The following is a 26,700-nucleotide window of genomic DNA, read 5'->3' as shown; positions in this document are numbered from 1 at the left end:
GCTGGAATCCTTGCCGGTCAGGGAGTTTGCCGAGAGGCATCATTGCCGCGATACACCGGAATGCTGGCAGGCGTGGACACCTGCTGTACCACCACGCCCGGCTGCGGTTGAGGCGCAGCGCCACGTAACGCCAGCTTCTCGAACTGGAACAGTTGCCGTTGCGCCTCGGCGATAGCGGCCTTCGGCTCGTCACCCGCGTAGTAACCTGCCAGCAGTTTTTCGTCCGCGCTGCGCACGGCCAGGCGCAGACTGCCGACCTGAGTGGCCAGCATGAAGCGCGTCAGCAGAACGTCGGGAACGGCCAGAACGGCGGTGGTAGGTGAACGACGTCGACGGCGCTCTTCCTCCGCATCCGCGGGCAATTGCGCCGCCTCTCCCTGATTGGTCGCCCCCAGGGCGCCACCTACGCTCAGCAGCCGCAGTGCTGGGATCAGCACCTGAGCGGTCTGATCACGATTGTTTTCGTCCTGGCGCAGATACAGCAGCACGTCCACATAATCACCGGGGCTCAGGTGCCCGCCGCCGCCAATGACTTCATCCACTGCGACGGCAATGGCCCGCTCCTCAGGACGAATCATCCGTGCCAGCGGGCCGCCCATCTCGAACGTCGCCTGATTCACAACCGTACCGGCCGTGGTGTGTCGCCAGAGCGTACGACCCAGCAACTCCTCCGGCTTGGCGAAACTTCCCGGCGGGGCGATGCGCAGGCGCTCCACGGCGAGATCGTCACGCGTGATGGGAGTCAGCGCCTGTACATCACGAGCGAGCACCACCACGCTGGTGCGTTGCTGCTCGTCTACCTGAGCCTGTAGTTCGCTGCTCACCTGCCCTGCCGGGGTAGCAGCAGGCGCCACGGGTGCCGATGCCGATTGCACGGGTTCTCGGCTCAGGCTCAGCCCCCAATACCCCGTGACCACGGCACCCACCAGCAGCACGCCAGCCAGCACCAGCGTCAATCGGCTATTCATGACAGCACACTCCTTGTAGCCATAGAACTGCAAGACCTCGGCACAACGCGATGTTCATGCTGAATAACGATAGGCGGGTAAATGGAACCGTGTTGAGTATCGGCAACGCGGCTTTTCACTTTAATAAGATTTTCCGGAAACTTATCGCGAATCCAGCCATCAATAATTCATGCCGTTCGTCGCTGCATAGTAGTCAGAGCGCTGACGCTTACACAATAGCCCTTCATAACTAATGCCTTAAGCATTGAATTTATTAGCGCTTATAGTTGTGATTAATACTTTCTATATAATACCAAGGTGAGTTTGCGAACTGCCGCACACCGTTTCTACACTTCCCCTTGCAAGCCCCATCTACAGGCGTCCCTGCCTGCATGGCTACAGAGGAAGTACGAACATGTTCACACTCATTATCCTTCGCGAAAAAATCCGCGAGTTCTTCGCCAAAGAAGACGGCGCGTCGGCTATCGAATATTCGGTTATTGCTGGATTGATTGGAGTTGTTATCGTCGCCGGGGCAACAACACTTGGAACTGACATCAATGCGCTATTCACTCTTATAGGTGGCAAACTACCTAAAACCTAAGCGCGGCACTCCACACATGTAAATGTAATATGTTATCGGCTTCGCCGCAGGTAATTTATGCGCCAACATATCTTGCTGGTAGATGATGAAACCGAAGCCCTTGAAGAACTTGGCGAGTTGCTCGAGGGTGAAGGTTTCCATTGTCACTGCGCCAATAGTGTCAGTGGTGCGATGTTATGCCTGGATACCTGGCCTGCCATCGCACTGGTGATCACTGATCTGCGCATGCCCGACGAAAGTGGGCTGCGTCTTATCCAGAATCTGCGCGCCAACCCCAAGCATGCGACCTTGCCGATTATCGTCATGTCCGGTCATGCGGATATGAACGACGTAATTGGGCTTTTACCTCTGCAGGTGGTCGACTTCCTACCTAAACCCATCTACCAGGAGCGCTTGATCGAAGTGCTCAATCAGCGTTTTCCGATCTCCCAGGCGGTCAATTCCTGAGTGTCACAGAAAGGTGTTCACCTTTAAGCTTTGCTAGCCGTGACCACCCCTATCGTTCCCACACCCTCTCAATGACACAGCTCGCTCAATTCGGAGTCTGTGCAGGCTCGCCTGACGAACCTGCCGGCTGCGCGGGTGCCAGCCCTAGCGTGCGGTAGATCTCCACCCATCGTAGCGCTACATCAGTGAAGGCGCGCTGCTGTTCGAGCTCTGTGTCGAACTGGGTGCGTTCGGCATCCAGCACTTCGATAAGGGACACAGTACCGGCGTCGTACTGCCGTTGCGCCAAAGCCGTGGCGTTGGCCGCGGAACGGCTGGCCGTGTCCAACAGGCGCTGACGGTCGAGCCCCTGAACATAGGCGCTGATCGCACTGCGGGTTTCTCGCAGTGCCTGAATCAGGCTCGCCTGATAGCCCAGCCAGGCCTGCTCGCGCAGCGCGTCGCCAGCTTCGATACCGCCGCGAATACGGCCGAAGTCGAACAGCGGTTGCAGGGCCTGTCCGCTGAGCGTCCAGGCCGGCACGCCAATACCCTGCTCGAAACCCACCAGTGCGCCAAGGGTCAGCTGTGGATAACGCAGTGCCTTGGCGGCATCCAGGCTACTGTCGGCAGCCAGCAATCGTAGCTCGGCGGCGCGCACGTCAGCGCGGGCACGCAGGCTGCTCGCCGGCAGCTCCAGCAATGGCAGCAGGCGCTCGTCACGGGGCGCCAGCGGGGTGGCCTGCTCGGCCAGCAGGGCGTCAATGCGCGGTTGCTCGGCGTTGAGCAGATAAGCCAGCGAGTAACGCGCCGCTTCCGCGCGCTGCCGCGCTTCAGGAATTGCAGCCCGCGTGACGGCAAGCTGGGTATTGAGACGCTCGACATCGAAGCCACTGGCAGTGCCCTGATCGAAGCGTATGCGGGTGATCCTGGCGATCTGCGCCTGGCTGTCGGCGGCACGCCCAGCGATCTCTACCTCACGCTGGGCCAGGCGATGGTTCAGATAAGTACCTGCCACCTCGGCGATCAGGCTGACGCGCAGCGCCTGATAGTCGGCGTCCGCCGCCTGTAGATTGGCATCGGCGGCGCGCTCAAGAGCGCTCAGGCGACCGAACAGATCAGCCTCCCAGCTCAGGTCGAGAGCATAGAAATAGTCCTCGTCGTGGCCATCGCTAGCGCTACGACCCTTCTCGTGGCTGCCGGTAATGCTCAGGTTCGGATAACGATTGCCGGTAGCCTGACGACGTAGCGCACGCTGCTCGCGGATGCGCTGTGTTGCGGTGGCCAGATCCAGGTTGTCGTGCAGCGCCAGCTCCACGAGTTGATCGAGGGCAGGATCCTGCAGGCTCTGCCACCAGGCTTGCGGCAGAGCTGCCACTGCCTCTGCCGGCAAGGGCGCAGGCGGCAACGGCTCACGGCTGCTGCAAGCTACGAGTGACAGACAGACGAAGACCAGCAGCAGCGGCCTCATGGCGCGAGCTCCTGGTGTTGGACAACCGGCTCACGTCGCCTGGCCAGGTGGCGATCCATCATCAGGTAGACCACGGGCGTGGTCAGCAGGGTCAGTATCTGGCTGAACAGCAGGCCACCGACTACGGCAACGCCCAGCGGTTCACGCAGCTCGGCGCCGGTGCCGAATGCCAGCATCAGCGGCACCGCCCCGAACATCGCGGCCAGGGTGGTCATCAGGATGGGCCGGAAGCGCGTCATGCAGGCCTGGTGAATCGCCTCTCGCGGCGCCATGCCCTGGCGCTGGGCCTGCAGCGCGAAATCGACCAGCAGGATGCCGTTCTTCTTGACGATGCCGATCAGCAGAATCAGGCCGATCAGCGCCATGATGGAAAAATCCAGGCCCCACAACCAGAGCAGCAGCAAGGCGCCGATGCCCGCCGAAGGAATGGTCGACAGGATGGTCAGCGGGTGCACCAGGCTTTCATAGAGCACGCCGAGAATGATGTACACCGCGACCAGCGCCGCGAGGATCAGCCAGGGCTGCGAGGCCAGGGTCTGCTGAAACGCCTGGGCAGCACCGCTAAAGCGCCCGCCGATGCTGGCCGGCATGCCGATGTCCTGCTCGATCTGACGCAACACCGCGACCGCGTCGCCCAAGGCCACGCCGGGCGCCAGGTTGAACGACAGGTTGGCCGACGGCAGCATGCCGCTGTGGTTGATGCTCACCGGCGCCGGCTTGGCCGGCAATATCCGCACGAAGGTGCTCAGTGGCACCAACTGCCCGGTTGCCGGCGAACGCAGCTGGAAAAGCTCCAGGCTCTGCACCCGCTGGCGCTGGCTGCTGCTCAGCTCCAGCACCACCTGATACTGGTTGGAAGCGGTCTGAATCTCGTTGATTCGGCGCTGGCCGAAGGCGTCATAAAGCGCCTCATCGACATCGGCGGCCGAGAAGCCATAGCGCGAGGCTGCCTCACGGTCGATCTGCACGGGGGTTACCGAGGCGTCGAACTGCAGGTCGTTGTTGACGTCGCGAAACAGCGAGTGATCCTGCAGCCTTTCGGTGAGGCGTGGCGTCCAGGTGGCCAGCTCTTCCAGCGAGCGGCTGCGCAATACGTATTGATACTGAGCCCGCGAGGCGCGCGAGCCAAGGTTGATGTCCTGGGCGGCGCGCAGGGTCACGCGCAGATCGGGGATCGCGGCGAACTGCGGGCGCAGCCGGTCGATGATCTGCTCGACGCTGACGTCGCGATCATCCGGGTCGCTGAGCACCACGGCGAGGCCGCCGACGCTATAGCTGCCGTCGTTACCGATATCGGTATTGAAGGCGACGATGTCGGGATCGTTGCGCAGGATGTCCACCAGTTGCCGGTTCTTGGCGCGCATCGCCTCGTAGGAAATGTCCGCCGAGGCCTGCACGGTGCCGTTCATGAAGCCGGTGTCCTGCAGCGGAAAGAAGCCCTTGGGCATCAGCGCGAAGCCTCCCACGCTGATGGCGATGCAGGCGAAGAACACCGTCAGGATGCTGCGTGGATGATCCAGCGCCCAGACCAGTACGCGCTCGTAACCGCCGAGCACGCGGCGCATGGTCGGCCCCGGGCCGCCATGGTTGGCCAGCGGGCGCATGCACAGCGCGGCCAGGGCGGGCGCCAGGGTCAGGCAGATGACCACGGAAATCATGATCGCCGAGGTAGCCGCCAGGGCGAACTCGCGAAACAGCCGACCCACGTAGCCACTCATGAAGAACAGCGGAATGAACACCGCCACCAGCGACAGGCTGATGGAAATCACCGTGAAACCGATCTCGCGTACGCCATCGAGCGCCGCCTGCACCCGGCCGACGCCGCGCTCCAGATGCCTGTGGATATTCTCCACGACGACGATGGCGTCATCGACGATGAAACCCACGGCGACGATGATCGCCACCAGCGTCAGGTTGTTGAGCGACAGCCCGAACGCCAGCATGGCAGCGCAGGAACCGATCACCGAGGTGGCCAGCACGGCGAACACCACCAGGGTCGCCGACCACTGCCGCAGGAACAGCGCCATGATGCCGATCACCAGCGCCACGGCGATCAGCAGGGTCAGCTCGGCCTCGTGCAGCGAGGCCCGGATGGTGCGGGTGCGATCGTTGAGCACCTTGACCTCGAGATCGGCCGGCAGGCCGGCAGTCAGCTCCGGTAGCGCAGCCGTCACCGCATCGGCGGTGGCGACGATATTGGCCCCCGGCTGTCGGCGGATGACCACCGCGACTCCCGGTTTACCGTCTGGCGAGGCCTGGGTATAGGCGTTTTCCGCGCCGGCTACCACGCTCGCTACATCACCCAGGCGCACCGCAGCGCCGTTGCGGTAGGCGACGATCAGCTCGGCGTAATCATTGGCTTCGAACAGTTGGCCATTGCTGTCCAAGGTCGACAGCCGATGCTCGCCGACCAGCGCCCCCGTAGGCCGATTACCGCTGGCGCGCTGCACCGCAGCACGAATGTCGGCCAGGGTGACGCCGGCCGCCACCAGTCGCTCGGGCCGCGCCTGGATGCGGATCGCCGGGCGCTGCAGGCCGTTGAGGCGGATCATCCCGACGCCTTCGATCTGGCTCAGTTGGCGGGCGATGGACGACTCGGCCAGATCGCTGACTTCGTAGGGCGAGAGCGTATCGGAGCTGACCGAAAGGATCAGGATCGGCGTATCCGCCGGGTTGATCTTGCGCCACACCGGCAACTCCGGCAGCTGGCTTGGCAGGCGTGACGAAGCGGCGTTGATCGCGGCCTGGACTTCCTGGGCAGCGGCGTCGATGTCTTTGTCTAGATTGAACTGCAGGATCAGCTCGACCCGGCCCAGCGAGCTGGTCGAGGTCATGTCGTCGACGCCAGGGATAGCGCTGAGCTGCACTTCCAGTGGCGTGGCGACCGAGGAAGCCATGGTTTCGGCGCTGGCACCGGGCATCTGTGCGGAGATCTCGATGGTCGGCGCATCCACCTCCGGCAGCGGCGCCAGGGGCAGGCGCACGAAGGCGATGATGCCGCCGAGAATCAGCGCCAGGGACAACAGAATCATGCCGATAGGATGAGCGATGCACAGCGCGTAGAACCCGCGCGGCTGCATCAAGATGCCTCTCCGGGCGCGACGGGCACCGGCTCGATGCTCCTGACGGTGACGCCCGGGCGCAGCCGCGACTGGCCATCGGTGACGATCCGATCACCTGCCGCCAGCCCTTCGACCACCGCGCGCTGTTCATCTTCGTGCAGCACCTTCACTGCCGCCGGCTGCGCCTTGTCGCCTTCTAAACGCCACACGAAGGTGCCCTCGGTGCGCTGACGAATCGCTTCCAGCGGTACCGACAGGGCCTGGGCAAGCAGATCGGTCTGCAGGGTGACCACCACCGACTGATCCGGCCATAGCTGCTCGCTGGCGTTATCGAAACGCGCCTTGAAGCGCAGGGTGCCGGTATCCAGCGCAACGCGGTTGTCGATCAGCGCCAGTTGCCCGGTGCCGAGCAGCGTGCCGCCATCCTCACGGAACGCCTGCACCGGGGTTTTCTCGGCGGCCGCGAGCAAGCGCTGCAGCTCGGGAAGGCGCCGCTGGGGCAGGGTCGCCTCGATATCGATGGGGTTGGTCTGCACCACCGAGAACAGGCTGGCGGTGTCGTTGGCCCTGAGCAGGCTGCCGACATCCACATTGCGGATGCCCAAGCGGCCATCAATGGGCGATTGGATACGTGTATAGGAAAGCTGCACCTGAGCGGCCGTCACCGCCGCTTCGCGGGTCGCCAGGGTGGCCTGCAGGCGTGCTACCAGGGCTTTCTGTTGATCCAGGGTCTGGGCGGGCGATGCACGCTCGCGAACCAGATTCTGGTAGCGCTGCAGATCGAGACGGGCGATATCCAGCTCCGCGCGGGTCACGCCACGTTCGGCCTCTGCTTGCTGCAAGGCGGCACGCAGGCTGCGGTCGTCGAGGCGCGCCAGTAGCTCGCCCTTGCGTACCTGCTGCCCTTCGGCAACGGGCAGTTCGACCAGGGTGGCATCGATCTGCGCGCGAATTTCCACGCTGTTCAGCGCCCGCACACGGCCCAGCGTTCTCAGCAACACCGGGATGTCGGCCGGGGTCACTTCATGGACGACCACCGGCACTGCGCCAGGAGTCTGATCGATAAGCGCCGTGGTCGGGCGCAGCCACCACCAAGTCAGGGCGCCCAGCAGCACGACGGAAACCACGAGCAACGATGTTCGGGACAGGGGCATGCCGTTTCTTCACAGTCAGGGAGCGGGGAGCCGGCGGCATAGGCAGATCCGCTCAGGATCAGACGTTTTAACGGATTTCTCCGGCAATTTCCCTATCACTTGCCGAATTTACATAACAGCGGGTTACAGCGCCTGTATGCACACCGGTGACACCAGCGCGCCCACGACGGTAGAGTCGCCGCCTGACCTTACAGGCCGCGACGAAAACACGATGCAGGAACACGACGTACGGATCGCCCAACTGCTGACCTTCTATCGCAGCGCCTACCTGGCCGATAGCCGTGACCTGAACCTCGACAATCTGGTCGCTCTGCCCGCCGAGCGCCGTGCCTGGCTGGACGGCCGCGAAGAGCTGGCCAGCGGCGCCCTGCCGCTACTGGCACTGCCGCCAGGTATCGGGGCCGAGCTGGAGCGTCAACAGCAGCTTTATCAGCGCGAGCTGCAACTGGTCTATGGCGTGCTGCCGGTATGCGGTCGGCTGAGCAGCGAAGCAGGGCCGGCCACCGCGTTCTGCGCGCCGCTGGTGTACTACGAGGCGACCTTGAGCAACGGCAGCGAAGGCGATGCTCACCTGCTGACCATCGATACCGCGCAGCCCCTGGCGAACTGGCGGCTGCTGCGCCAGTTGCTGGCCGACGACAGCGTCTCACTCGATGACCTGCCAATGGCCGATGCGCCAATCGATGCTCACATGCTCGGCGATCTGCTGGGCTGGGTCAGCCGTCGTACGCGGGTTGCCGATGTGCTCACCGCCAGTGGTTTTCCAGCTCTGGAGGATCAGCAGGCCGTGGACAAGGCGCTGCGCCGTCGCAGCCTGTCACTGCGCTCGGCGGCCATGGTCGCGCTGGTACCGCGCGGCAGCGGCAGCCGTGGCATCGTCCACGAATTGCAACAATTGCAGGATGGCAAGGACTGGTCTGCGCCGCTGCGCCAACTGCTCGGTGCGCCGGTGCCCATTGCAACCCAGGGCGCCAGCAGCCCTTACGCCTTGCCGGCCCAGCTCAGCAACGCGCAGAGCCAGGCCCTGGCCAACGCGGCTCGCTATCCGCTGAGCCAGGTATCCGGCCCACCCGGAACCGGCAAGAGTTACACCCTGGCAGCGCTGGCACTGGATCGTTACCTGCACGGTGAAACGGTATTGCTGGTCAGCCGCAGCGAACAGGCGGTGCGGGTCATCGGGCAGAAGCTGCGTGAAGACTTCGGCCTCCGTGATGCGGTACTCGAGGGCGATGGCCGCAGCCTCCAGCAGAACCTGCGCGAGCGTCTCAGCAGCCTGTTGCAGGGTGAGCTGACGCCAATCGCTCAGGACGCGGAACACCAGCAGGAGCAGGCGCTGCGGCGCCTGATCGACGAAGAACGCCGTCTGGTAGCGGCGCTCGGCAAACGCGGTGACCAGGCGCTGCGCTGGAGCCGGCTGATTCTGCGTGCCGATCGCGGCGCCCTGGGGTTCTGGCGTCGCCACCTGCTGTTGCCCTGGGTGCGCCGGCGCGTGCGTGGCAGCGTACGCCCCTGGGTACTGCTCGATGAACTGCGCGAATGCCAGCAGCGCCGCGAGCGCCTCAGCCGCGATTACCTCAATACCCGTCGCACCTCGCGCCTGCAGCGGCTGCTGGCAGCAGATCGACAACTGTTCGTGCAGTACAACCAGGCGATTCGCGCACGCCAGTCGCAACGCCAGCTGGCGCTGTTCGAGGACATCGACCCACAGCGGCTGCTGGCTGCCTTCCCGATCTGGGTGGTGACGCTGGATGAATTGCACCGCCTGCTGCCCCTGAAGGCCGGCCTGTTCGACGTGATGGTCATGGACGAAGCCACCCAGTGCGATATCGCCTCGGCGCTGCCAGCCTTCCAGCGCTGCCGTCGAGCGGTGATCACCGGGGACGCCAAGCAATTGCGTCACCTGTCGTTCCTCTCGCGCAGTCGTGAAACGCAACTGCTGCAGCGCTGCGGGCTGCCGGTCGACCAGCGCGAGCGCTGGAGCTACCGTGACAACAGTGTGCTGGATCTGGTTGGCCTGCACCTCCCCGAGCAGGCCGCGCTGACCTTTCTCGACGAACACTTTCGCAGTCGCCCGGCACTGATCCGCTTCAGCAACCAGCGCTTCTACGACAACCGCCTGCGGGTGATGAAGGAGCGTCCGGGGCTGAGTCACTGCGACAGCCTGAAACTGCAGCGCCTGCCTGGCGAGCGCGGGCACAACGGCGTCAACGAACAGGAAGTGCAGCGTGTGCTGCAACTGATCGACGAGCACATAGGCCGCTACGCCGACAGCCCGGTCAAACCGGGGATTGGCGTACTGTCACCCTTTCGCGATCAGGTCGAAGCGATCCGTCAGCGTATCGCCGGCCTCGACCTGCAGCGCCTTCGCGACTTTCGCCTGCTGGTGGATACGCCATACGGTTTCCAGGGCGAGGAACGCGACCTGATGATCATCAGCTTCGCCATTGATGCCAGCTCCAGCCAGGCCGCGGCCTATCTGAACCGCCAGGACATGTTCAACGTCGCCATCACCCGTGCCCGGGAGCGCCAGGTTCTGCTGTTCAGCGGCGACGAGCGTCAGTTGCCGAGCGAACACCTGCTGCGCCGCTATCTGGAAAGCCTCGCCGATCAGACGATGGCGCCGCACGGCCAGCCCGACCAGGACGACTTCGAGCGCGCCCTGTGCACGGCGCTGCAGGCACAAGGCGTCTCCACCTGGACGCGTTACCCCCTGGCCGGCCTGCTTCTCGACGTATTCTGCCAGCGAGGCGACAAGTGCCTTGCCATCGACCTGATCGGCTTTCCGGGCGAAGGCGAGGGCTTCCTCGAGCTCGAGCGCTACCGTGTTCTGGCTCGCGCAGGCCTGGAAATCATGCCACTGAGCTATGGCCTGTGGAGCCAGGAACCGGAGCTGGCCCTGCAGGCGCTGTTGCAGCGACTCTAGGCGGAATCAGAAGCTGCTGCCCAGATTCAGATACAGCGCCTTTTCGTTCTGGTCATTGAGCCCGTAGCTGAAGTTGAGCGGCCCCAGCGGCGTTTCATAGCCGAGGAAAACGCTTGCCGCATTGATGTAGCCGCTGTCGAAAGCATTGTCGTTGTTCCACACTCGACCGCGCTCCAGGGAGGCACCGAGGTAGATCGGGAAGTCCAGCGGCAGGAACGAGCGCGGCGTCATGCGCCGGTAGTACACCGCCCGCGCCAGGCTGATGTTCTGCCCTGCCAGGGCATCCTGACGAAAGCCGGACAACTGCCGGGCGCCACCTAGCTGGAAGCTTGAGGTGACGATCTCGGCATCGTCCAGCGTGCGCCCGTAGCGGCCGCCGAGCAACAGGCTGTGTGGCCCCTGGCTGAAGGCCTTGTCGAGTTTCAACTCCCATTGCCGATAGCGGTCGTCGGCACCGAGGCTGGCATCGTACTGGCGCAGGTGCAGGCCGATTTCTTCGCCTTCGTGGGGGAAGTCGACGTTGTCGAGGGTGTCGAAGGAGTACTTCATTTCGTAGTACCCCTCGGTGAAGCTGAACTCTGGCTGGTCACGCTCGCCGATACGTACCTCCGCGTCGCCCCAGGCCTGGCCGATACCGAAACGGATCTCGCCGTTGTTGGCGATCTGCCGGCCCACATTGAGCCCGTAGCCGTAGCGCTGCACCCGGTATTCGGCGATCGGGTCATTGTCGAGCACGGCGTCGACGTTCCACGCCTCGCCATACACGTTCGGCGCGACGAACCAGCGCGAGCCCACGTCCAGCGGTTGGTAGAACTCGCTGTAGAGCTCCTGGCGATCGCCCAGTTGCACCCGCGTCAGCCACTCGGCACCAAGCCGGTTGATGCCGTTCTTGCGGAAGCTGGCGCCGAGATTGAAGACGCTGTCGCCATTGAAGTCGTCGGAGAGATTCAGGCCCAGGCGCAGGTAATCGGTGCCGGTGCGTTTCTCACGCGCATCGATCACCAGGGTGTTTTCACCCTCGTGGCTGACCACCCGGTACTGCACCCGCTCGAAGTAATCGAGACCGTACAGCGTGCCCATATCACGCTGCAGCCCGGCCATGTCCAAGGGCTCGCCGAGAGGCTGGCGGATGTAGTTGCGGATCACCTCGTCGCCGACCTTGGAGTCGTTATCCACCTGGATCGCGTTGATCACCGGGGTGCGTTGCTCGGCACTGCGCGCCAACGTAAGAGCCGGGTTGCCGCCGCTGCGTCGCACCAGCGCTGTCAGGCGCGGCTGCAGCGCCTTGGCGGCCTGGTAGCCGGCTTCGATCATTTCCTCACCGCGGCCGAAGTCGGTCACGCCGAAGGGCGACATGTTCGGCTGCACCAGAACGTCGGTGGCCTGCAGCGTCGCCAGTTGCGCTTCGGAATTGCGCCGCGTCATCATGGTGATCGACTGGTTGAGCACGTCGACCACAGTGAGCAGTTCCTTACGCGGTTTCAGCGGGGTGCCGATATCCACCACGATGACCCGATCCACGCCCATGTCACGGGCCACGTCCACCGGAATGTTGTCGACCATGCCGCCATCGACCAGCAGGCGACCATCCAGCTCGACCGGCGCAAATACCGCCGGGATCGACATGCTCGCGCGGATCACCTGGGGCAGGTGACCGCTGCGAAAGACCACCTTCTGGTCGTTGGCAATATCGGTGGCCACGGCACGGAAGGGAATGGGCAAGCGGTCGAAATCGCGCACGTCGCTGCTGCGCACCAGCAGGCGCTCGAGCAGCAGCGCCAGGTTCTGACCCTGGATGACGCCCAGCGGCAGGCCAAGGCTACCGTCGTCACGGAAGCTCAGGCGCTGCTTGATAAGGAAGTCGCGGTCATCCTGCTTGCGGCGGAACGGCATATCGGTGCGGGGCGGGTCGTCGGAGAGCACCTGCCGCCAATCCATGGTCAGCGTCACCTCCTCCAGTTCAGCGATGCTGTAACCCGACGCATACAAGCCGCCGATCACCGCGCCCATGCTGGTGCCAGCGATGGCATCGATCTGCACGCCCTGCTCCTCCAGCGCCTTGAGCACGCCGATATGCGCCAACCCGCGGGCGGCACCACCGGACAGCACCAGGCCGACCTTCGGCTGCGCATTCTGCGCGACGGCGAACAGCGGAAAGAGCAGGAGCAGCAGAACAAGCAGATGACGACGCATGGCACATCCCTGGCGGTGGGCAAAAGCACCATTATAGGAGCCTCGTCGCCCGGGATGTATTGCGCTGAGCTTACTCAGTGCAGCCGATGGGATTCGATGGAGAACGGGTCGTGGAAACTGGCGATCTCGGACTGCAGCCGACGGTTCTCGCCATACGCCTCGATGGCGCGGCGGTAGCGCATGCGCTGCTCGTCGAGCAGTTTGCGCCGGGCTTTCACCACACTCTGTTCATGCTGTTGCGCTTCATCCACATGGCGAGCCATGGCAGGTCTCCAGGTTGAATAACGGGAGACCAGCTTCAGCGAACGCCATGACAGTTTGAGGGCAATGCGGTGACGCTGAGGTGAACTCAGGCGCCTTCTTCGTGATTCTTTATCGACTTCGCCGACAGCCGCAGACTGCGCAGGCTGCGCTTGACGCTCTTGAGGTGGTTGACCAGGCTCGGGCCACGGGCCATGGCCACGCCCATGGCTAGCACGTCGATCACCACCAGGTGGGCGATGCGCGAGGCCAGCGGCGTATAGATCTCCGTGTCTTCCTGCACGTCGATGGCCAGGTTGACCGTGGCCAGATCCGCCAGCGGCGTCTGCCCTGGGCACAGGGCGATCAGCGAAGCACCGGCCTCACGTACCACGTTGGCAGTGGTCAGCAGATCCTTGGAGCGCCCGGACTGGGAGATGCATACCGCAACGTCCGACGGTTTGAGGGTAATCGCCGACATCGCCTGCATGTGTGGGTCGGAGTACGCCGCCGCATTGAGCAGCAGGCGGAAGAACTTGTGCTGGGCATCGGCCGCCACGGCACCGGACGCGCCAAAACCGTAGAACTCGATGCGCTGCGCCTGGGAGCAAAGGCCGATGGCCTTCTCCAGTGCCACCGCATCGAGATTCTCGCGCACCTCGATCAGGGTATGCAGCGTGGTATCGAAGATCTTCATGCTGAAGTCTGCGACCGAATCGTCTTCATGAATGGCGAACTGACCAAAGCTTGCGCCGGCGGCCAGGCTCTGTGCCAACTTGAGTTTGAGATCCTGAAAACCGCTGCAACCGATGGCTCGACAGAAGCGCACGATGGTCGGTTCGCTGATACCCACAGAATGCGCCAACTCAGCCATGGAACTGTGCATTACCGCCGTAGGATCGAGTAGTACATGATCGGCTACCTTCAGTTCCGACTTACGCAGAAGGTGGCGTGACTGGGCGATGTGCTGCAACAAATTCACTGGCAGGGACTCGATGATTGGTGATGGATACGCCGGCTGGGCTTTGGAGCTGTCGTGACTCGGTTATGATCCAAGTGCGCCGGGCTGTAGTGTTCTTGTAGTTATACTACAAGCCTGACGCCCTCGCACGGACAAACCGAATCGGAGTTCCCCATGCTGAGCAATTCCTGTGACATGCTGGTGTTTGGCGGCACGGGCGATCTGGCCCTGCACAAGCTGCTGCCTGCGCTTTATTACCTGCATCGCGACGGTCGCCTGAATCGCGATACCCGCATCCTCGCCCTGGCTCGTAGCAACCACACCCGTGCGGCTTACCAAACGCTTGCCGAGCGCCACTGTCGCGTACAGGTGGCACGCGCTGACTTCGATGATGAAACCTGGCGCGCTTTCGCCGAGCGTCTCGACTACTTCACCATGGACGCCTCGCAGAGCGCCGACTTCGGCCGCCTGGCCAAGTACCTGGGCAATGACCGGGAACGGGTGAGGGTCTACTACCTGGCCACCGCGCCCAATCTGTTCGAAGACATCGCCTCGCACCTCAAGGTTGCCGGTCTGGCAGGCTCCCGCGCGCGCATCGTGTTGGAAAAACCCATCGGCCATTCACTGCAATCGGCTCTGGAGATCAATACCGGGATCGGTGCGGTTTTCGATGAATCCCAGGTGTTCCGCATCGACCACTACCTGGGCAAGGAAACCGTGCAGAACCTGATGGCGCTGCGTTTCGCCAACGCTCTGTTCGAGCCGGTGTGGCGTGCTGGGCACATCGACCACGTGCAGATCAGCGTCTGCGAGACCCTGGGTGTGGAAAACCGCGGCGCCTATTACGACCAGGCCGGCGCCATGCGCGACATGGTTCAGAACCATCTGCTGCAGTTGCTTTGCCTGGTGGCCATGGAAGCGCCGGTGCGCTTCGACGCCGAGTCGGTGCGCAATGAGAAGGTGAAGATTCTCGAAGCGCTGAAGCCCATCACTGGCCTCGACGTGCGTGACAAGACCGTGCGCGGCCAGTACGCCGCCGGCATGATCGGCGGCCAGGAAGTGCCCGCCTATTACTTCGAGAAGAACGTCGACAACGACAGCGATACCGAAACCTTCGTTGCCGTGCAGGCCGAGATCAACAACTGGCGCTGGGCCGGCGTGCCTTTCTATCTTCGCACCGGCAAGCGGCTGGCGCGCAAGACCTCGGAAATCCTTATCCAGTTCAAGCCGGTGCCTCACCAGTTGTTCGGTAACGGCGAAGCCAACCAGCTGCTTATCCGCCTGCAGCCTGAAGAGCGTATCAGCCTGCAATTGATGGCCAAGGAGCCGGGTAAGGGGATGCGTCTGAAACCGGTCGAGCTTGACCTGAATCTGGCCGATGCCTTCAACAAGCAGCGCCGCTGGGATGCTTACGAGCGCCTATTGCTGGATGTCATCGAAGGCGACTCGACGCTGTTCATGCGCCGCGACGAGGTTGAGGCTGCGTGGCAGTGGATCGATCCAATCATCAAGGGCTGGGATCAACATTATCAGCGCCCACGCCCTTATGCAGCAGGCAGTAATGGCCCGGAACAACTGCAACACTTATTGGAGCGTCATGGCCGCGAGTGGATCGAATAATCCGCGACAGCCAGTTATCGGCATGCAATTACAACTGAGATAGGTAGTTGCAATGCCGAATGACGATTTATCGTGTAAGCCTTTGACCATAATACTGCGCCGCTCAAGTTAATAGCCGACCAGAAGAATTGAACCTTATATAAGCGCTGTGGTTTCAGCGGCATAGCTGAGGAATAATTTTTTTCAAAAGAAATCTGCATATTCGCTTATCAACTAAAAAAACAAAAAATAAAGACTTTGAAAATAAATAATAAAAACAAAGCCTTAAAAATTCCTTTATGAAAAACTGGCATTAATTCATTCGTATTAAATAGCTCTCGGCTCTAAAAATACTAGAACGCTATTCCAAAAAAATATCATCTCCCCCTACACGCTTAGGATTCGGACGCTAGTTTTACATAGCGGTCGTTTTCATCTGATGCAGCTGAATTACGGGTACTCCCGGAGTGAAATCAGGAATTCGATGAAAGTCGAAAGTTAAGGATTGGGAGAAATCTTCATGGCAGTACAGGCTAAGGTCGCCCCTATTGACCAGCAAGTCGCTCAAGCAACCGAACGCACTGTCAGCAATACGCTACCGCTGAGTCAGCGCAGTAACGTCGCACTGAATATCTCCCCAGAATCAGTTGCCAGTTACAGCCGTGAGGGCATGGATCTGGTCCTGCAGATGCAGGATGGGGAAGTGCTGCGGATCAGCAATTTCTATTCGCCAGTCGAACAGCCAAGCCAGCTGTTCCTGGTGGGTGAAGAAGAACAGCTGATCGCGGTAGACCTTTCGCAAGCCGCATCCGACGGCATTCTCGCGGCGTCCTATGCATCGGAAACCACCCTTTCCGGATTCACCTCGCTGACATCTGCTGCAGCCACCACCGGGGGCACCCTGGGCCTGGGCACCGCCGCGATCATTGGCGGCGTGGCGATTGCCGGTGGCGTGGTCGTGGCCGATGAGATCAATAGCAGGGGAAGCAGCAGCAATAACGGCGGCGGTGGTGGCAACCTAGCGGCGCCTCCCGCCGCAACAAACCTGCAGATCAGCGCAGATGGCCGCCTGCTTACCGGCAGCGCTGTAGCGGGAACGACCGTGCAGGTGGATGTAAACGGAGATGGCGTCGCCGACTACACCGCGACGGTGGATAACGACGGCCGCTTCGTGGTGTCACTCGTACCGCCGCTGACCAACGGCGAAGCCGTCAGCGTGGTGGTCGTGGATGCAGCCGGCAATACCAGTCCGGCAGCGCAGGTCGCTGCACCTGACAGCACGGCGCCGGATCAGGCCAGTGAGCTGCAGGTGTCTCCCGAAGGCGACGTGCTGACCGGGCTCGCAGAACCGGGCGCGCGCGTCGAGATCGATCTGGACGGTGATGGTATCGCCGACGCTTTCACCATCGCCGGCCCAGACGGGCGCTTCACTTTCACGCTGAGCCCACCGCTGGTGGCGGGGGAAACGATTGCAGTGTGGGTCATCGATGGCGCTGGCAACCAAGGCCAGACGGCGACCATCATCGCACCGAACGTGCTGTCACCCGATGCACCCACGGTCGATCCAAGCAACGGTGATCAGCTGACCGGCACCGCGCCACCCGGCTCGACGGTGCTGATCACCAACCCCGATGGCTCGCTGATCGGAGAAGCCATTACCGATGCCAACGGTAATTGGACGTTCACTCCAAATACTCCCTGGGCCGACGGCGCCCTAGTCGACATGTCGGCGACCAACGTGCAGGGCATTCGCTCACCGATCATCCGTATCGTGATCGATCGCAACCCTCCTGAAGCGCCCACCGTAGAAGCCAGCAATGGCACCTTGCTGAGCGGCACGGCGGAAGCCAATAGCACCGTCACGCTAACCATTGGCAACAACCCACCGGTGACGGTAACCGCAGATGCCAACGGGCTCTGGAGCTACAGCCCTAACCCGGCACTGGCAGACGGCACCGTAGTCAACATCATCGCTACGGATCGTGCTGGCAACAGCAGCCCGGTCGCCGCGTTGACCATCGACGCAGCAGCACCATTGGCGCCGGACATCGGCAACAGCAACGGTATCGTCTTCAGCGGCACTGCCGAGGCCGGCAGTACGTTGATACTGAGCGCCGGCGGCACCGTCATCGGCCAGACCCTGGTGGATGCCAACGGCAACTGGAGCTTCACCGCCAGCCCACCGGTCGCCAATGGCGTGGTGGTCAGCGCAGTGGCCCGCGATGCCGCGGGTAATACCGGCCCTGTCGATTCGGTAACCGTCGACAGCGCACTACCCAATGCGCCGATCATCAGCGCGAGTAACGGTACGGTCATTTCGGGTACGGCTGACGCGGGAAGCATGATCTTCGTCAGAGACGCCAATGGCGGACTTATCGGCCAAGCCACAGCCGATGGCAGCGGAGCCTGGTCGGTTACTCCAGCATCGCCTCTGGCCAATGGCACCGTCATCAATGCCATCGCACAGAACCCTCAAGGCAGCAGTGCCGGCACCACCATCACCATCGATGCGGCGCCGCCCGAAGCACCGGTGGTGCAGCCCAGCAATGGTGAGTTGCTGACGGGCACGGCCGAAGCGAGCGCCAAGATAATCCTGATCTACAGCAATGGCCAACTGATCGGCCAGACCACTGCCGATGCGGATGGTAACTGGAGCTTCATACCAACCACGCCTTTAGGTAATGGTGCCAACATCGAGGTAACGGCACGCGATGCCGTGGGCAATACCAGCACGCCCTCCAGCGTGGTCATCGACCGCATCCCGCCACCCCTGCCGACACTCAGTCCAAGCGATGGCAATACCGTCAGTGGCGTGGCCGAAGCAGGCAGCACGGTAATCGTCACGGGCCCAGGTGGCGTAGTCATCGGGCAGACGACTGCAAATGCCAACGGTATCTGGAGCATCACTCCTGCTCAGCCGCTAGGCCATGACACGCCTATCAGCGTCAGCGCACGTGATGCTGCCGGCAATACCAGCGCACCAGCCACAGGTGTTGTCGATGCCGAGTCACCCCAGGCTCCGACCCTCAACCCGACTCGCGGCAACGAGTTGAGCGGCACAGCAGAAGCTGGCGGTACGGTCATCGTCACCATCGGCAACACGCCCCCGATTCAGGTCAATGTGGGTAGCGACGGAAACTGGAGCTACGTCCCAACGCCGCCTATCGCAAATGGCACGCCTGTCACGGTTGTGGCGCAGGATCCCAGCGGCAATAGCAGCGTGCCGGTTACCGGCGGTGTCGACAGCCAACCGCCAGCAGCGCCCGTGGTGCATCCCAGCAACGGCAACATACTGAGCGGAACCGCCGAGCCCGATAGCACCGTGACCGTCACCACGCCGGGCCGCCCTGACCAGACCACCACAACCGATGCCAATGGCAACTGGGCGGTTACCCCGTCCAGCCCGCTGCCCAATGGCACCTCGGTGGTCGTTACTACGACCGATGCGGCGGGTAATCAGAGCACCACCAGCGCAACGACGATCGACACCACGCTGCCAGCACGCCCGACCATCGTGCCGAGCAACGGCAGCGAGCTCAGCGGTACCGCTGCAGCCGGCGCCCTCGTGGTGTTGACCGGTGCGGGTGGCGTCGCCATCGGCCAGACCAGCGCCGATGCGAATGGCGCCTGGAGTTTCACTCCAGGTGCGCCACTGGCCAACGGCACCAGCGTCAGCGCTACCGTCAGCGTCAATGGCGTAAGCAGTGCTCCGGCCATCACGGTGGTGGACAGCATCGCCCCGGCCATACCGACTGTACAACCGAGCAACGGCAGCCTGCTGACCGGCACTGCCGAAGCGGGTAGCACGCTGATCCTGACCGGCCCTGGCGGCGCCAGCATTGGCCAGGCCACTGCCAACGATCAGGGCATCTGGACATTCCAACCGGGCACAGCACTGGCCAACGGCACTTTGGTGAGCGTGGTCGCACGTGATGCGACGGGTAACCAGAGCGCGGCAGCCACTACCACCACCGATGGCGTCGCACCGCAGACGCCTACTCTGTTGCCCAGCAACGGCACACTGTTGAACGGAACCGCAGAAGCGGGCAGTACGCTGATCGTCAGCGATGCCAGTGGACGGATCATTGGCCGAACTACAGCCGATGCGGACGGCAACTGGACGCTGACTCCGTCTCCCGTACTGGCCGACAATGCGCAAATCAGCGTGGTCGCCCGCGATGACGCCGGTAATACCAGCCCGGCGGCAAGCGTGATCGTCGACGCAAGCGCGCCTGCCGCTCCGCTTCTCGATCCAAGTAACGGCCGCGTATTGAGCGGCAGCGCAGAGCCTGGCAGCACCCTGACCATCAGGGATCTGGCCGGCAACCTGATAGCCGAAACAGCGGTCGGTGCAAATGGTACCTGGAGCATCACCCTTACCCCGCCGATACCCAACTCCGCGCAGGTTCGAGCCATTGCCACGGATGCCAGCGGTAACGCCAGCCCGGCGGCATCACTGACGATAGATAGTGCCGCCCCCGCGGCACCTACCGTTGCCTTGAGCAATGGCAGCGAACTCGGCGGCAGCGCCGAACCGGGAAGTACCGTGATTCTGACCGAACTTGGCGGTGCCGCCATAGGCCAAGTCACAGCTGACGCAAACGGTAACTGGGCCTTCATACCAGCCATTGCACTGGCCAACGGCACCCAGGTCAGCGTGGTGGCACGCGATGCGGCGGGCAACACCAGCCCAACCAGTAGCGTCACCATCGATAATCTGCCGCCAAGTTCACCGACCATCGTGCCCAGCAATGGCACACAACTCAGCGGCGTCGGTGAGGTCGGCAGCACTCTGATCATTAGCGCCGGCGGCACCGTCATCGGTCAGGCCGTAGTCGCCGCAGACGGCACCTGGAGTTTCACCCCACCGAATGCACTCACCCACGGCACCCCTGTCAGCATCACCGCACGGGATGCTACCGGCAACCAGAGCACGCCCATCAGCATCACCATTGATGCCCAGGCGCCCAACACCCCGGTCATTCAACCCAGCAACGGCAGCCTCCTGAGCGGTACTGCCGAGGCCGGCAGCACCGTCATTCTCACCGGCCCTGGCAGCGTTGCGATCGGCCAGACCACGGCAGACGCCAACGGCAACTGGACATTCACAGCGCAAAATCCGCTGCTTGATGGCACGCAGGTCACTGTGGTCGCGCGCGATAACGCCGGTAACACCAGCCAGCCCGCAACGACGGTCATCGACGCCATTGCACCTGGCGTACCCACTATCACTGCCAGCAGTGGCTCAGGCTTTCTAACCGGCACAGCGGATCCAGGCAGCACAGTGCTGCTGAGCATCGGCAATGCCGCCCCAGTGACCGTGCAGGTCGATAACAGCGGCACCTGGAGTTACCCCATCAACGGGCAGTTGGCCCATCAAACCCAGGTTTCAGTGGTGGCGCGCGATAGCGTCGGCAATACCAGCCCGGGGGCCAGCATCACCATCGACGCCCAGGCACCCAATGCGCCTGTGGTGAACCCCAGTAATGGGGTACAGATCAACGGTACGGCGGAGGCCAATAGTTTCGTCACCGTCTCCGGGCCCAATGGGTTCAGCCAAACCCTTCAGGCTGACGCTAACGGAAACTGGTCGATCACGCCCGCTAGCGCATTGCCCAATGGGGCGCTGCTGACGGTTATCGCCACCGATGCCGTCGGTAATCAAAGCACCGCCTCGACGGTGCGGGTCGACGCCACCTTGCCACCACGCCCGAGCATAGCGCCGAGTGATGGCAACGAATTGAGCGGCACCGCCCTACCGGGCACCACCGTACTGCTCACTGACGCAGCAGGTACGCCTATCGGCCAGGCGCTGGTCGATGGCCAGGGCAATTGGGTGTTTACACCAACGACTCCACTCGCGGACGGCACCACCGTAAACGCCACGATCAATGTGGGGGGTATCAGCAGTACGCCAGCTACCACCGTGGTCGACAGCGTCGCTCCAAATACCCCGACCATCAACGCCAGCAACGGCGCGCAACTGAGCGGCACTGCCGAAGCTGGGGCCACGGTGATTCTCACAGGCTCAGGTGGGGTCAGCATCGGCCAGGCTATTGCTGATGCCAATGGCAACTGGACGTTCACACCGGATACCGCGTTGGCCAACGGCACCGTGGTTACGGCAGTGGCTCGCGATGCCGCTGGCAATACCAGCGGCCAGGCAGCGACCGCCATCGATGCACTGGCGCCAGCAACGCCGACAATCAACGACAGCAATGGCGTGCAGCTGGGCGGTAGCGCCGACGCAGGCAGCACGGTGGTGGTCACGGATGCCAGCGGTCGCATCATCGGTCAGGTGACCGCCACGGCTGAGGGTACCTGGACGCTCATACCCTCCCCCGCACTGCCCAATGGTGCAGTGATCAGTGCCGTCGCTCGTGATGCACTTGGCAACACCAGCGCCGCAGTCAGCACCACCATCGATACCGTCGCTCCGGTTGCACCGACGATTTCGCCAAGCAATGGCATCGAACTCAGTGGCACCGCGGAAGCAGGCAGCACGGTGATCATCACCGGTGCAGGCGCAAGCCCCATCGGCCAAACCACGGCAAACGCGGGGGGTATCTGGAGTTTCACGCCCACTAACGCATTAGCCGACGGCACCCCGGTCACGGTGGTATCACGCGATGCGGCGGGTAATACCAGCCCATCGGCGAGTACCGTCATCGATTCGCAGGTGCCGGATCATCCGACCGTGAACCCGAGCAACGGCACCTTACTGAGCGGTACCGCCGAAATCGGCAGCACGGTGATCATAACGGGTGCAGGTGTTATCCCGAGCGTCAGCGTTAACGTCGACGCCAATGGCGATTGGAGCTTCGCGCCGGCCCAGGCATTGGCCAATGGCAGCCTGGTTACAGTTGTGGCTCGAGATGCCCTGGGTAATGAGAGCGCGCCGGCCAGCACCCTGATCGACAGCGTCGCGCCATCGGCACCGCTGATCAACCCAACCAACGGCCAGATCATCAGCGGAACCGCCGAAGCCGGTAGCACCGTGAACATCCAGGTGAACGGCAGCAGCATCGGCACCGCCGAGGTCGATGCCAATGGCAGCTGGACGTTTACCGCAACACCGCCCCTGGGCAACACCACCCAGATCAGCGCCACGGCGACCGATGCAGCAGGCAATGTCAGCCTTGTGGCCGAGGCCATAGTCGATGCGCTGGCTCCTGCCACCCCGGGCATCAACCCCAGTAACGGCGTGATCCTGAGCGGTACTGCAGAGGTAGGTACCACGGTAATCATCACTGGGGCCGGCGGTGCCGCCATTGGTCAGGCCATTGTCGATGGCGCAGGCAACTGGTCGTTCGTTCCACCCGTGGCGCTTACCAACAATACCCAGGTCACCGTGGCGGCTCGCGATGCGGCAGGCAACACCAGCCCATCGGCGAATCTGGTGATCGATACCGTGGCGCCGATTGCCCCGACCGTTCAGCCGAGCAACGGTATATCGCTGACCGGTAGCGCCGAGGCTGGCAGTACGGTGATCCTCACCGGCCCCGGCGGGGTCATCATCGGCCAGGCCACGGCGGGGCCTGGTGGAGACTGGAACTTCAGCCCACAACCACCCCTGCAGCACGGCGCCTTGATCAGCATCAGCGCACGGGATGCGGCTGGCAATACGGGAGCGTCTGCCAGCATCATCATCGACGCCATTGCCCCAGCAACACCAACCATCGCCGCCACCAATGGCGCATTGCTGCAGGGCACCGCGGAGGCTGGTAGTACCCTGACCCTCAAGGTCGATGGCAACACCCTGACCACGCTGATAGTGGGTGCCAGTGGTACCTGGAGCTTCGTCCCGCCTACGACACAGCCCAATGGCGCACTGGTCAGCGTGGAGTCCCGCGATGCGGCAGGCAACCTCGGTGCCTCGGCCAGTACCAGAGTCGACTCCGTACCACCGCCTCCTCCCTTCATCGCCGCCAGCAATGGTGCCGACTTGAGCGGCACTGCAGAGGCAGGCAGCACCGTGTGGTTGAGCGTCGGGGGTCTACAAATCGCCCAGGTCACCGCCGATGCCAACGGCAACTGGCACTTCACTTCGACCCCTGCACTGTCAGACAACACACTGGTCACCGCCATCGCCGTGGATGCCGCCGGTAACACGAGTGGCCCGGCCACCGTGACGGTGGACGACTCCGGCCCTGACCTGCCAGTCGTAGCACCCAGCAACGGCAGCCTGATCAGCGGTATCGCTGAACCGGGCAGTACAGTCACCATCCGCGTTGCCGGTCAGCCAGACGTTCAGGTGACGGCCGACCCGATCACAGGTGCATGGTCATCGACGTTTTTACCGACACTCGCAGACGGCACTTCGGTCAGCGTCACGGCCACTGACGCCACCAACAATGTCAGTGCGCCGGCCATCATCGTGATCGACAGCGTGCCACCCGCAGTGCCAACCATCCAAGCCAGCAACGGCACCCTGCTGACCGGCACGGCCGAAGCGGGTAGCACGGTGATTCTCACCGGCACGGGCGGCGTGCAGATCGGCACCACTACCGCCAATGCCAGCGGCAGCTGGAGCCTCAATCCCGGTACCCCGCTCGCCAATGGCACGGTGGTAACCGTGGTCGCCCGGGATGCGGCCAGCAACATCAGCCCATCGGCAACCACTACCATCGACAATATCGCCCCCAATCCGCCGACCATCGTGGCAAGTAACGGCACCCAACTGAGCGGTAGCGCCGAAGCGGGCAGTACGGTAATCCTCACCGGCACGGGCGGCGTGCAGATCGGCATCGCCACCGCAGATAGCAACGGCGCCTGGGCATTCTCGCCAAGCCCCGCCCTGGCCAATGGCGTGGTGGTAACGGCGATTGCCAGAGATGCCGCTGGTAATAACAGCGGCCCGGTCAGTACCACCATCGACGCCGTGGCGCCGGTTGCCCCGACCATTCAGCCGAGCAATGGCACGCTACTCACGGGCACAGCCGAGGCGGGTAGCACGGTGACCCTGACGGGCGTCAACGGCACCCTGATCGGCACAGTGGTCACTGGCACCAATGGCGTCTGGACGCTTTCTTCACCGCCCACCTTGGCCAATGGCACTGCGGTCAATGCCGTGGCTCAGGATGCCGCGGGCAACACCAGCCTCCCGGTCAGCACCACCATCGACAAGGTGGCCCCCAACACGCCGAGCATTTCAATCAGCAACGGCACTGTGCTGACCGGCACCGCCGAGGCTGGCAGCACGGTAATCATTACGGGCCCTGGCGGCGCAGCGATTGGCCAAACCACTGCCAATGCCAGTGGTGCCTGGAGCTTCACCCCAGGTACCCCGCTGGCCCATAACACCGCGGTCACTGTGGTCGCCAAGGATGCTGCCGGTAATACCAGTACGGCGGCGACTACCAACATCGACAGCCAGGCACCGAGCGCGCCGAGCAACCTGTTCGTCACTGCAGATGGCACGCTGCTGACCGGCAATGCCGAAGCCAACAGCCAGGTGCGTATCGTGGTTAACGGCAACGTCGCCAATCCAATCACGGTGACGGCGACCGCAGCGGGTACGTTCGCCGCGGTACTGATCCCGGCACTGGTGGCCGGCCAGCCGATCGGCGTGACGTCCATCGATGCTGCGGGCAACGTCAGCGTATCCGCGAACACCAACGCGCCCAACCTGTCGGCGCCGACCATCAGCGTTCCCGAGGCGGCCGATACCTACATCAATGCTGCCGAGGCAGCGGACGGTATTCAGGTACGCGTTGGCCTGGCCACAGGCGTACGCGCCGGTGACGTGGTCACCGTCACCTACACCGGCACCGGTGGTTACCAGTTCAACCAGACCCATAGCGTGACCGCTGCCGAGGCCCTGGCTGGCAGCGCCGTCGTGTCGGTAGTGCCACCCACCGGCAGCTTCCCCCAAGGGGCGGCTTCGGTGACGGCGCATATCAACAATGGCGCCAGCTCCCAGGCGGCGAATTTCACCGTCGACACCATCCCGCCCTCCTCTCCGGTACTCGGTCTGGTCGGGAACCTGCTGACCATTTCCGGTGAGCCGAACAGTGAACTGACGATACGCATCGACCTGGGCGGCACGGTGGCCACCGCCACGGTCACCGCAAACAACGCGGGCCTGGCCTCGTTGAATCTGCTTACCGGGCTGAATATCGGCCTGAGCTACGATCAGCTGCTCAGCGCTCAGGTTTCGGTATCCGCCAAGGATCAGGCGGGCAACCAGAGCAACGTCGCGACACTGGGCCTGGGTACCAGCTTGCAGCAGCAACCCATCACCCTAGGCAACCTGGCCGTGGACGCCAATCTCAATCTGCTCAATCTTCCAGCCGCCCGGCTGGGCATCAGCGGCAAGACCGTGGCCGGTGCCGCACTGGCCGTCGAAGTGCTCACGCCGCTTGGCTATATCGGCATCGCCCCGCTGGCAGCCGATGCCAATGGCAATTTCTCGGTCAACCTGCTCAGCCCCACCGTGCTCAGCCAGCTAGGCTTGTCGCTCACCAACATCCTCAACCTCGGCGGCGATCTTGCACTGCGCATCACCGCAACCTCCGCCGGCAAGACGAGCGGCGTGTATACCGTCGACCTCGACCCGCTGGGCCTACTCGGCCTGACCATCGGCAACGTGCGGGTCGATGGCACGGCCGCAGACGACATACTTTCCGGCAACGCGACCATCGCAGGCGAGCGGATCTTCGCCGGCGCCGGCAATGACCTGATCCTCAATGTCGGCTCGGGCGACCGCGTGGATGCAGGCGCAGGCAACGACACCATCCAGATCAAGGCCACCAACTTCGGCAGCGTCGATGGCGGAACCGGGTTCGACACGGTGGTTTTCGATGGCGGGATCGACATCAACTATGGGGCCGCGGGAATCGGCACTTTCAGCAATATCGAGCGCATCGATCTCGGTACCGGTGATTCAGGCAGCACGCTGACCCTCACCGCTGCAGCCGTCGACGCCATGACCGACTCGAGAAACACCCTGCAGATCACCGGCGAAAGCAATGATGTGCTCAACCTCACGGCCAGCGCGCTGAAAACCGGGGCGCAGCAGATCGACGGCATCACCTACGACGTCTATACCTACGGAAGCACCACGCTGTTGGTGGAAGAAAATACGGTACAGGTCGTGGTCAGTTGATAGGGAAGCCGTT

The 26,700-nt window shown here is 62.9% G+C and carries 12 protein-coding genes; 5 read left to right on the top strand and 7 right to left on the bottom strand.

The genetic code is table 11. From position 1 onward, the window contains the following. Positions 1 to 17 precede the first annotated feature (17 nt). Complete coding sequence (cpaB, locus tag ACZ3GY_RS19960; protein WP_465911709.1) at positions 18 to 968, bottom strand: Flp pilus assembly protein CpaB; 951 nt, start codon at positions 966 to 968, stop codon at positions 18 to 20. 394 nt (positions 969 to 1,362) lie between these two features. Between cpaB and ACZ3GY_RS19955 the strand changes: the two genes are divergently transcribed. Next, the gene (locus tag ACZ3GY_RS19955; protein ID WP_465911708.1) at positions 1,363 to 1,551 is read left to right on the top strand and encodes a Flp family type IVb pilin; all 189 of its coding nucleotides are present in this window, start codon (positions 1,363 to 1,365) and stop codon (positions 1,549 to 1,551) included. A gap of 57 nt (positions 1,552 to 1,608) precedes the next feature. Then, positions 1,609 to 1,998: a response regulator gene (locus ACZ3GY_RS19950; RefSeq protein ID WP_463563014.1), complete on the top strand. Its 390-nt coding sequence runs from the start codon at positions 1,609 to 1,611 to the stop codon at positions 1,996 to 1,998. 85 nt (positions 1,999 to 2,083) lie between these two features. Here the strand turns inward: ACZ3GY_RS19950 and ACZ3GY_RS19945 are convergent, their stop codons facing one another. The 3 genes from ACZ3GY_RS19945 to ACZ3GY_RS19935 are packed head-to-tail and all read right to left on the bottom strand — an operon-like array spanning position 2,084 to position 7,664. Next, entirely contained in the window at positions 2,084 to 3,448 is a 1,365-nt protein-coding gene (locus ACZ3GY_RS19945; RefSeq protein ID WP_465911707.1) for a TolC family protein, read from the bottom strand. Beyond that, positions 3,445 to 6,528: an efflux RND transporter permease subunit gene (locus ACZ3GY_RS19940; protein ID WP_465911853.1), complete on the bottom strand. Its 3,084-nt coding sequence runs from the start codon at positions 6,526 to 6,528 to the stop codon at positions 3,445 to 3,447. Before ACZ3GY_RS19940 ends, ACZ3GY_RS19945 begins: the two co-directional genes overlap by 4 nt. Beyond that, positions 6,528 to 7,664 carry an efflux RND transporter periplasmic adaptor subunit gene (locus ACZ3GY_RS19935; protein WP_465911706.1) on the bottom strand — a complete coding sequence of 379 codons (1,137 nt, stop codon included), beginning with the start codon at positions 7,662 to 7,664 and terminating at the stop codon, positions 6,528 to 6,530. The genes ACZ3GY_RS19940 and ACZ3GY_RS19935 overlap by 1 nt, the downstream gene beginning before the upstream one ends. Before the next feature lie 211 nt (positions 7,665 to 7,875). Between ACZ3GY_RS19935 and ACZ3GY_RS19930 the strand changes: the two genes are divergently transcribed. Next, positions 7,876 to 10,587 carry a DEAD/DEAH box helicase gene (locus ACZ3GY_RS19930; RefSeq protein ID WP_465911705.1) on the top strand — a complete coding sequence of 904 codons (2,712 nt, stop codon included), beginning with the start codon at positions 7,876 to 7,878 and terminating at the stop codon, positions 10,585 to 10,587. 6 nt (positions 10,588 to 10,593) lie between these two features. Here ACZ3GY_RS19930 and ACZ3GY_RS19925 read toward each other — a convergent pair whose 3' ends face one another. From ACZ3GY_RS19925 to hexR, 3 genes are all read right to left on the bottom strand, one after another. Further along, a complete protein-coding gene (locus tag ACZ3GY_RS19925; RefSeq protein ID WP_465911704.1) occupies positions 10,594 to 12,780 on the bottom strand; it encodes a patatin-like phospholipase family protein in 2,187 nt (728 codons plus the stop codon). Between the two features lie 74 nt (positions 12,781 to 12,854). Further along, positions 12,855 to 13,043 (bottom strand): PA3496 family putative envelope integrity protein, encoded by a 189-nt coding sequence (locus ACZ3GY_RS19920; protein WP_463563010.1) that lies wholly within the window; start codon positions 13,041 to 13,043, stop codon positions 12,855 to 12,857. A gap of 86 nt (positions 13,044 to 13,129) precedes the next feature. Further along, positions 13,130 to 14,002, bottom strand: coding sequence for a transcriptional regulator HexR (gene hexR, locus ACZ3GY_RS19915; protein WP_463563009.1), 873 nt, complete (start codon positions 14,000 to 14,002; stop codon positions 13,130 to 13,132). Between the two features lie 153 nt (positions 14,003 to 14,155). Between hexR and zwf the strand changes: the two genes are divergently transcribed. Together zwf and ACZ3GY_RS19905 are read left to right on the top strand one after the other, a co-directional pair. Beyond that, positions 14,156 to 15,601, top strand: a complete 1,446-nt coding sequence (zwf, locus tag ACZ3GY_RS19910; protein WP_465911703.1) for a glucose-6-phosphate dehydrogenase — start codon at positions 14,156 to 14,158, stop codon at positions 15,599 to 15,601. A gap of 499 nt (positions 15,602 to 16,100) precedes the next feature. Then, positions 16,101 to 26,687 (top strand): Ig-like domain-containing protein, encoded by a 10,587-nt coding sequence (locus ACZ3GY_RS19905; protein ID WP_465911702.1) that lies wholly within the window; start codon positions 16,101 to 16,103, stop codon positions 26,685 to 26,687. Positions 26,688 to 26,700: the final 13 nt, after the last annotated feature.

Source organism: Pseudomonas sp. PME37.24/006 (assembly GCF_055556635.1).
Note: the sequence above shows the minus strand (reverse complement) of the source record. Positions and strands in the feature narration are given on the sequence as shown.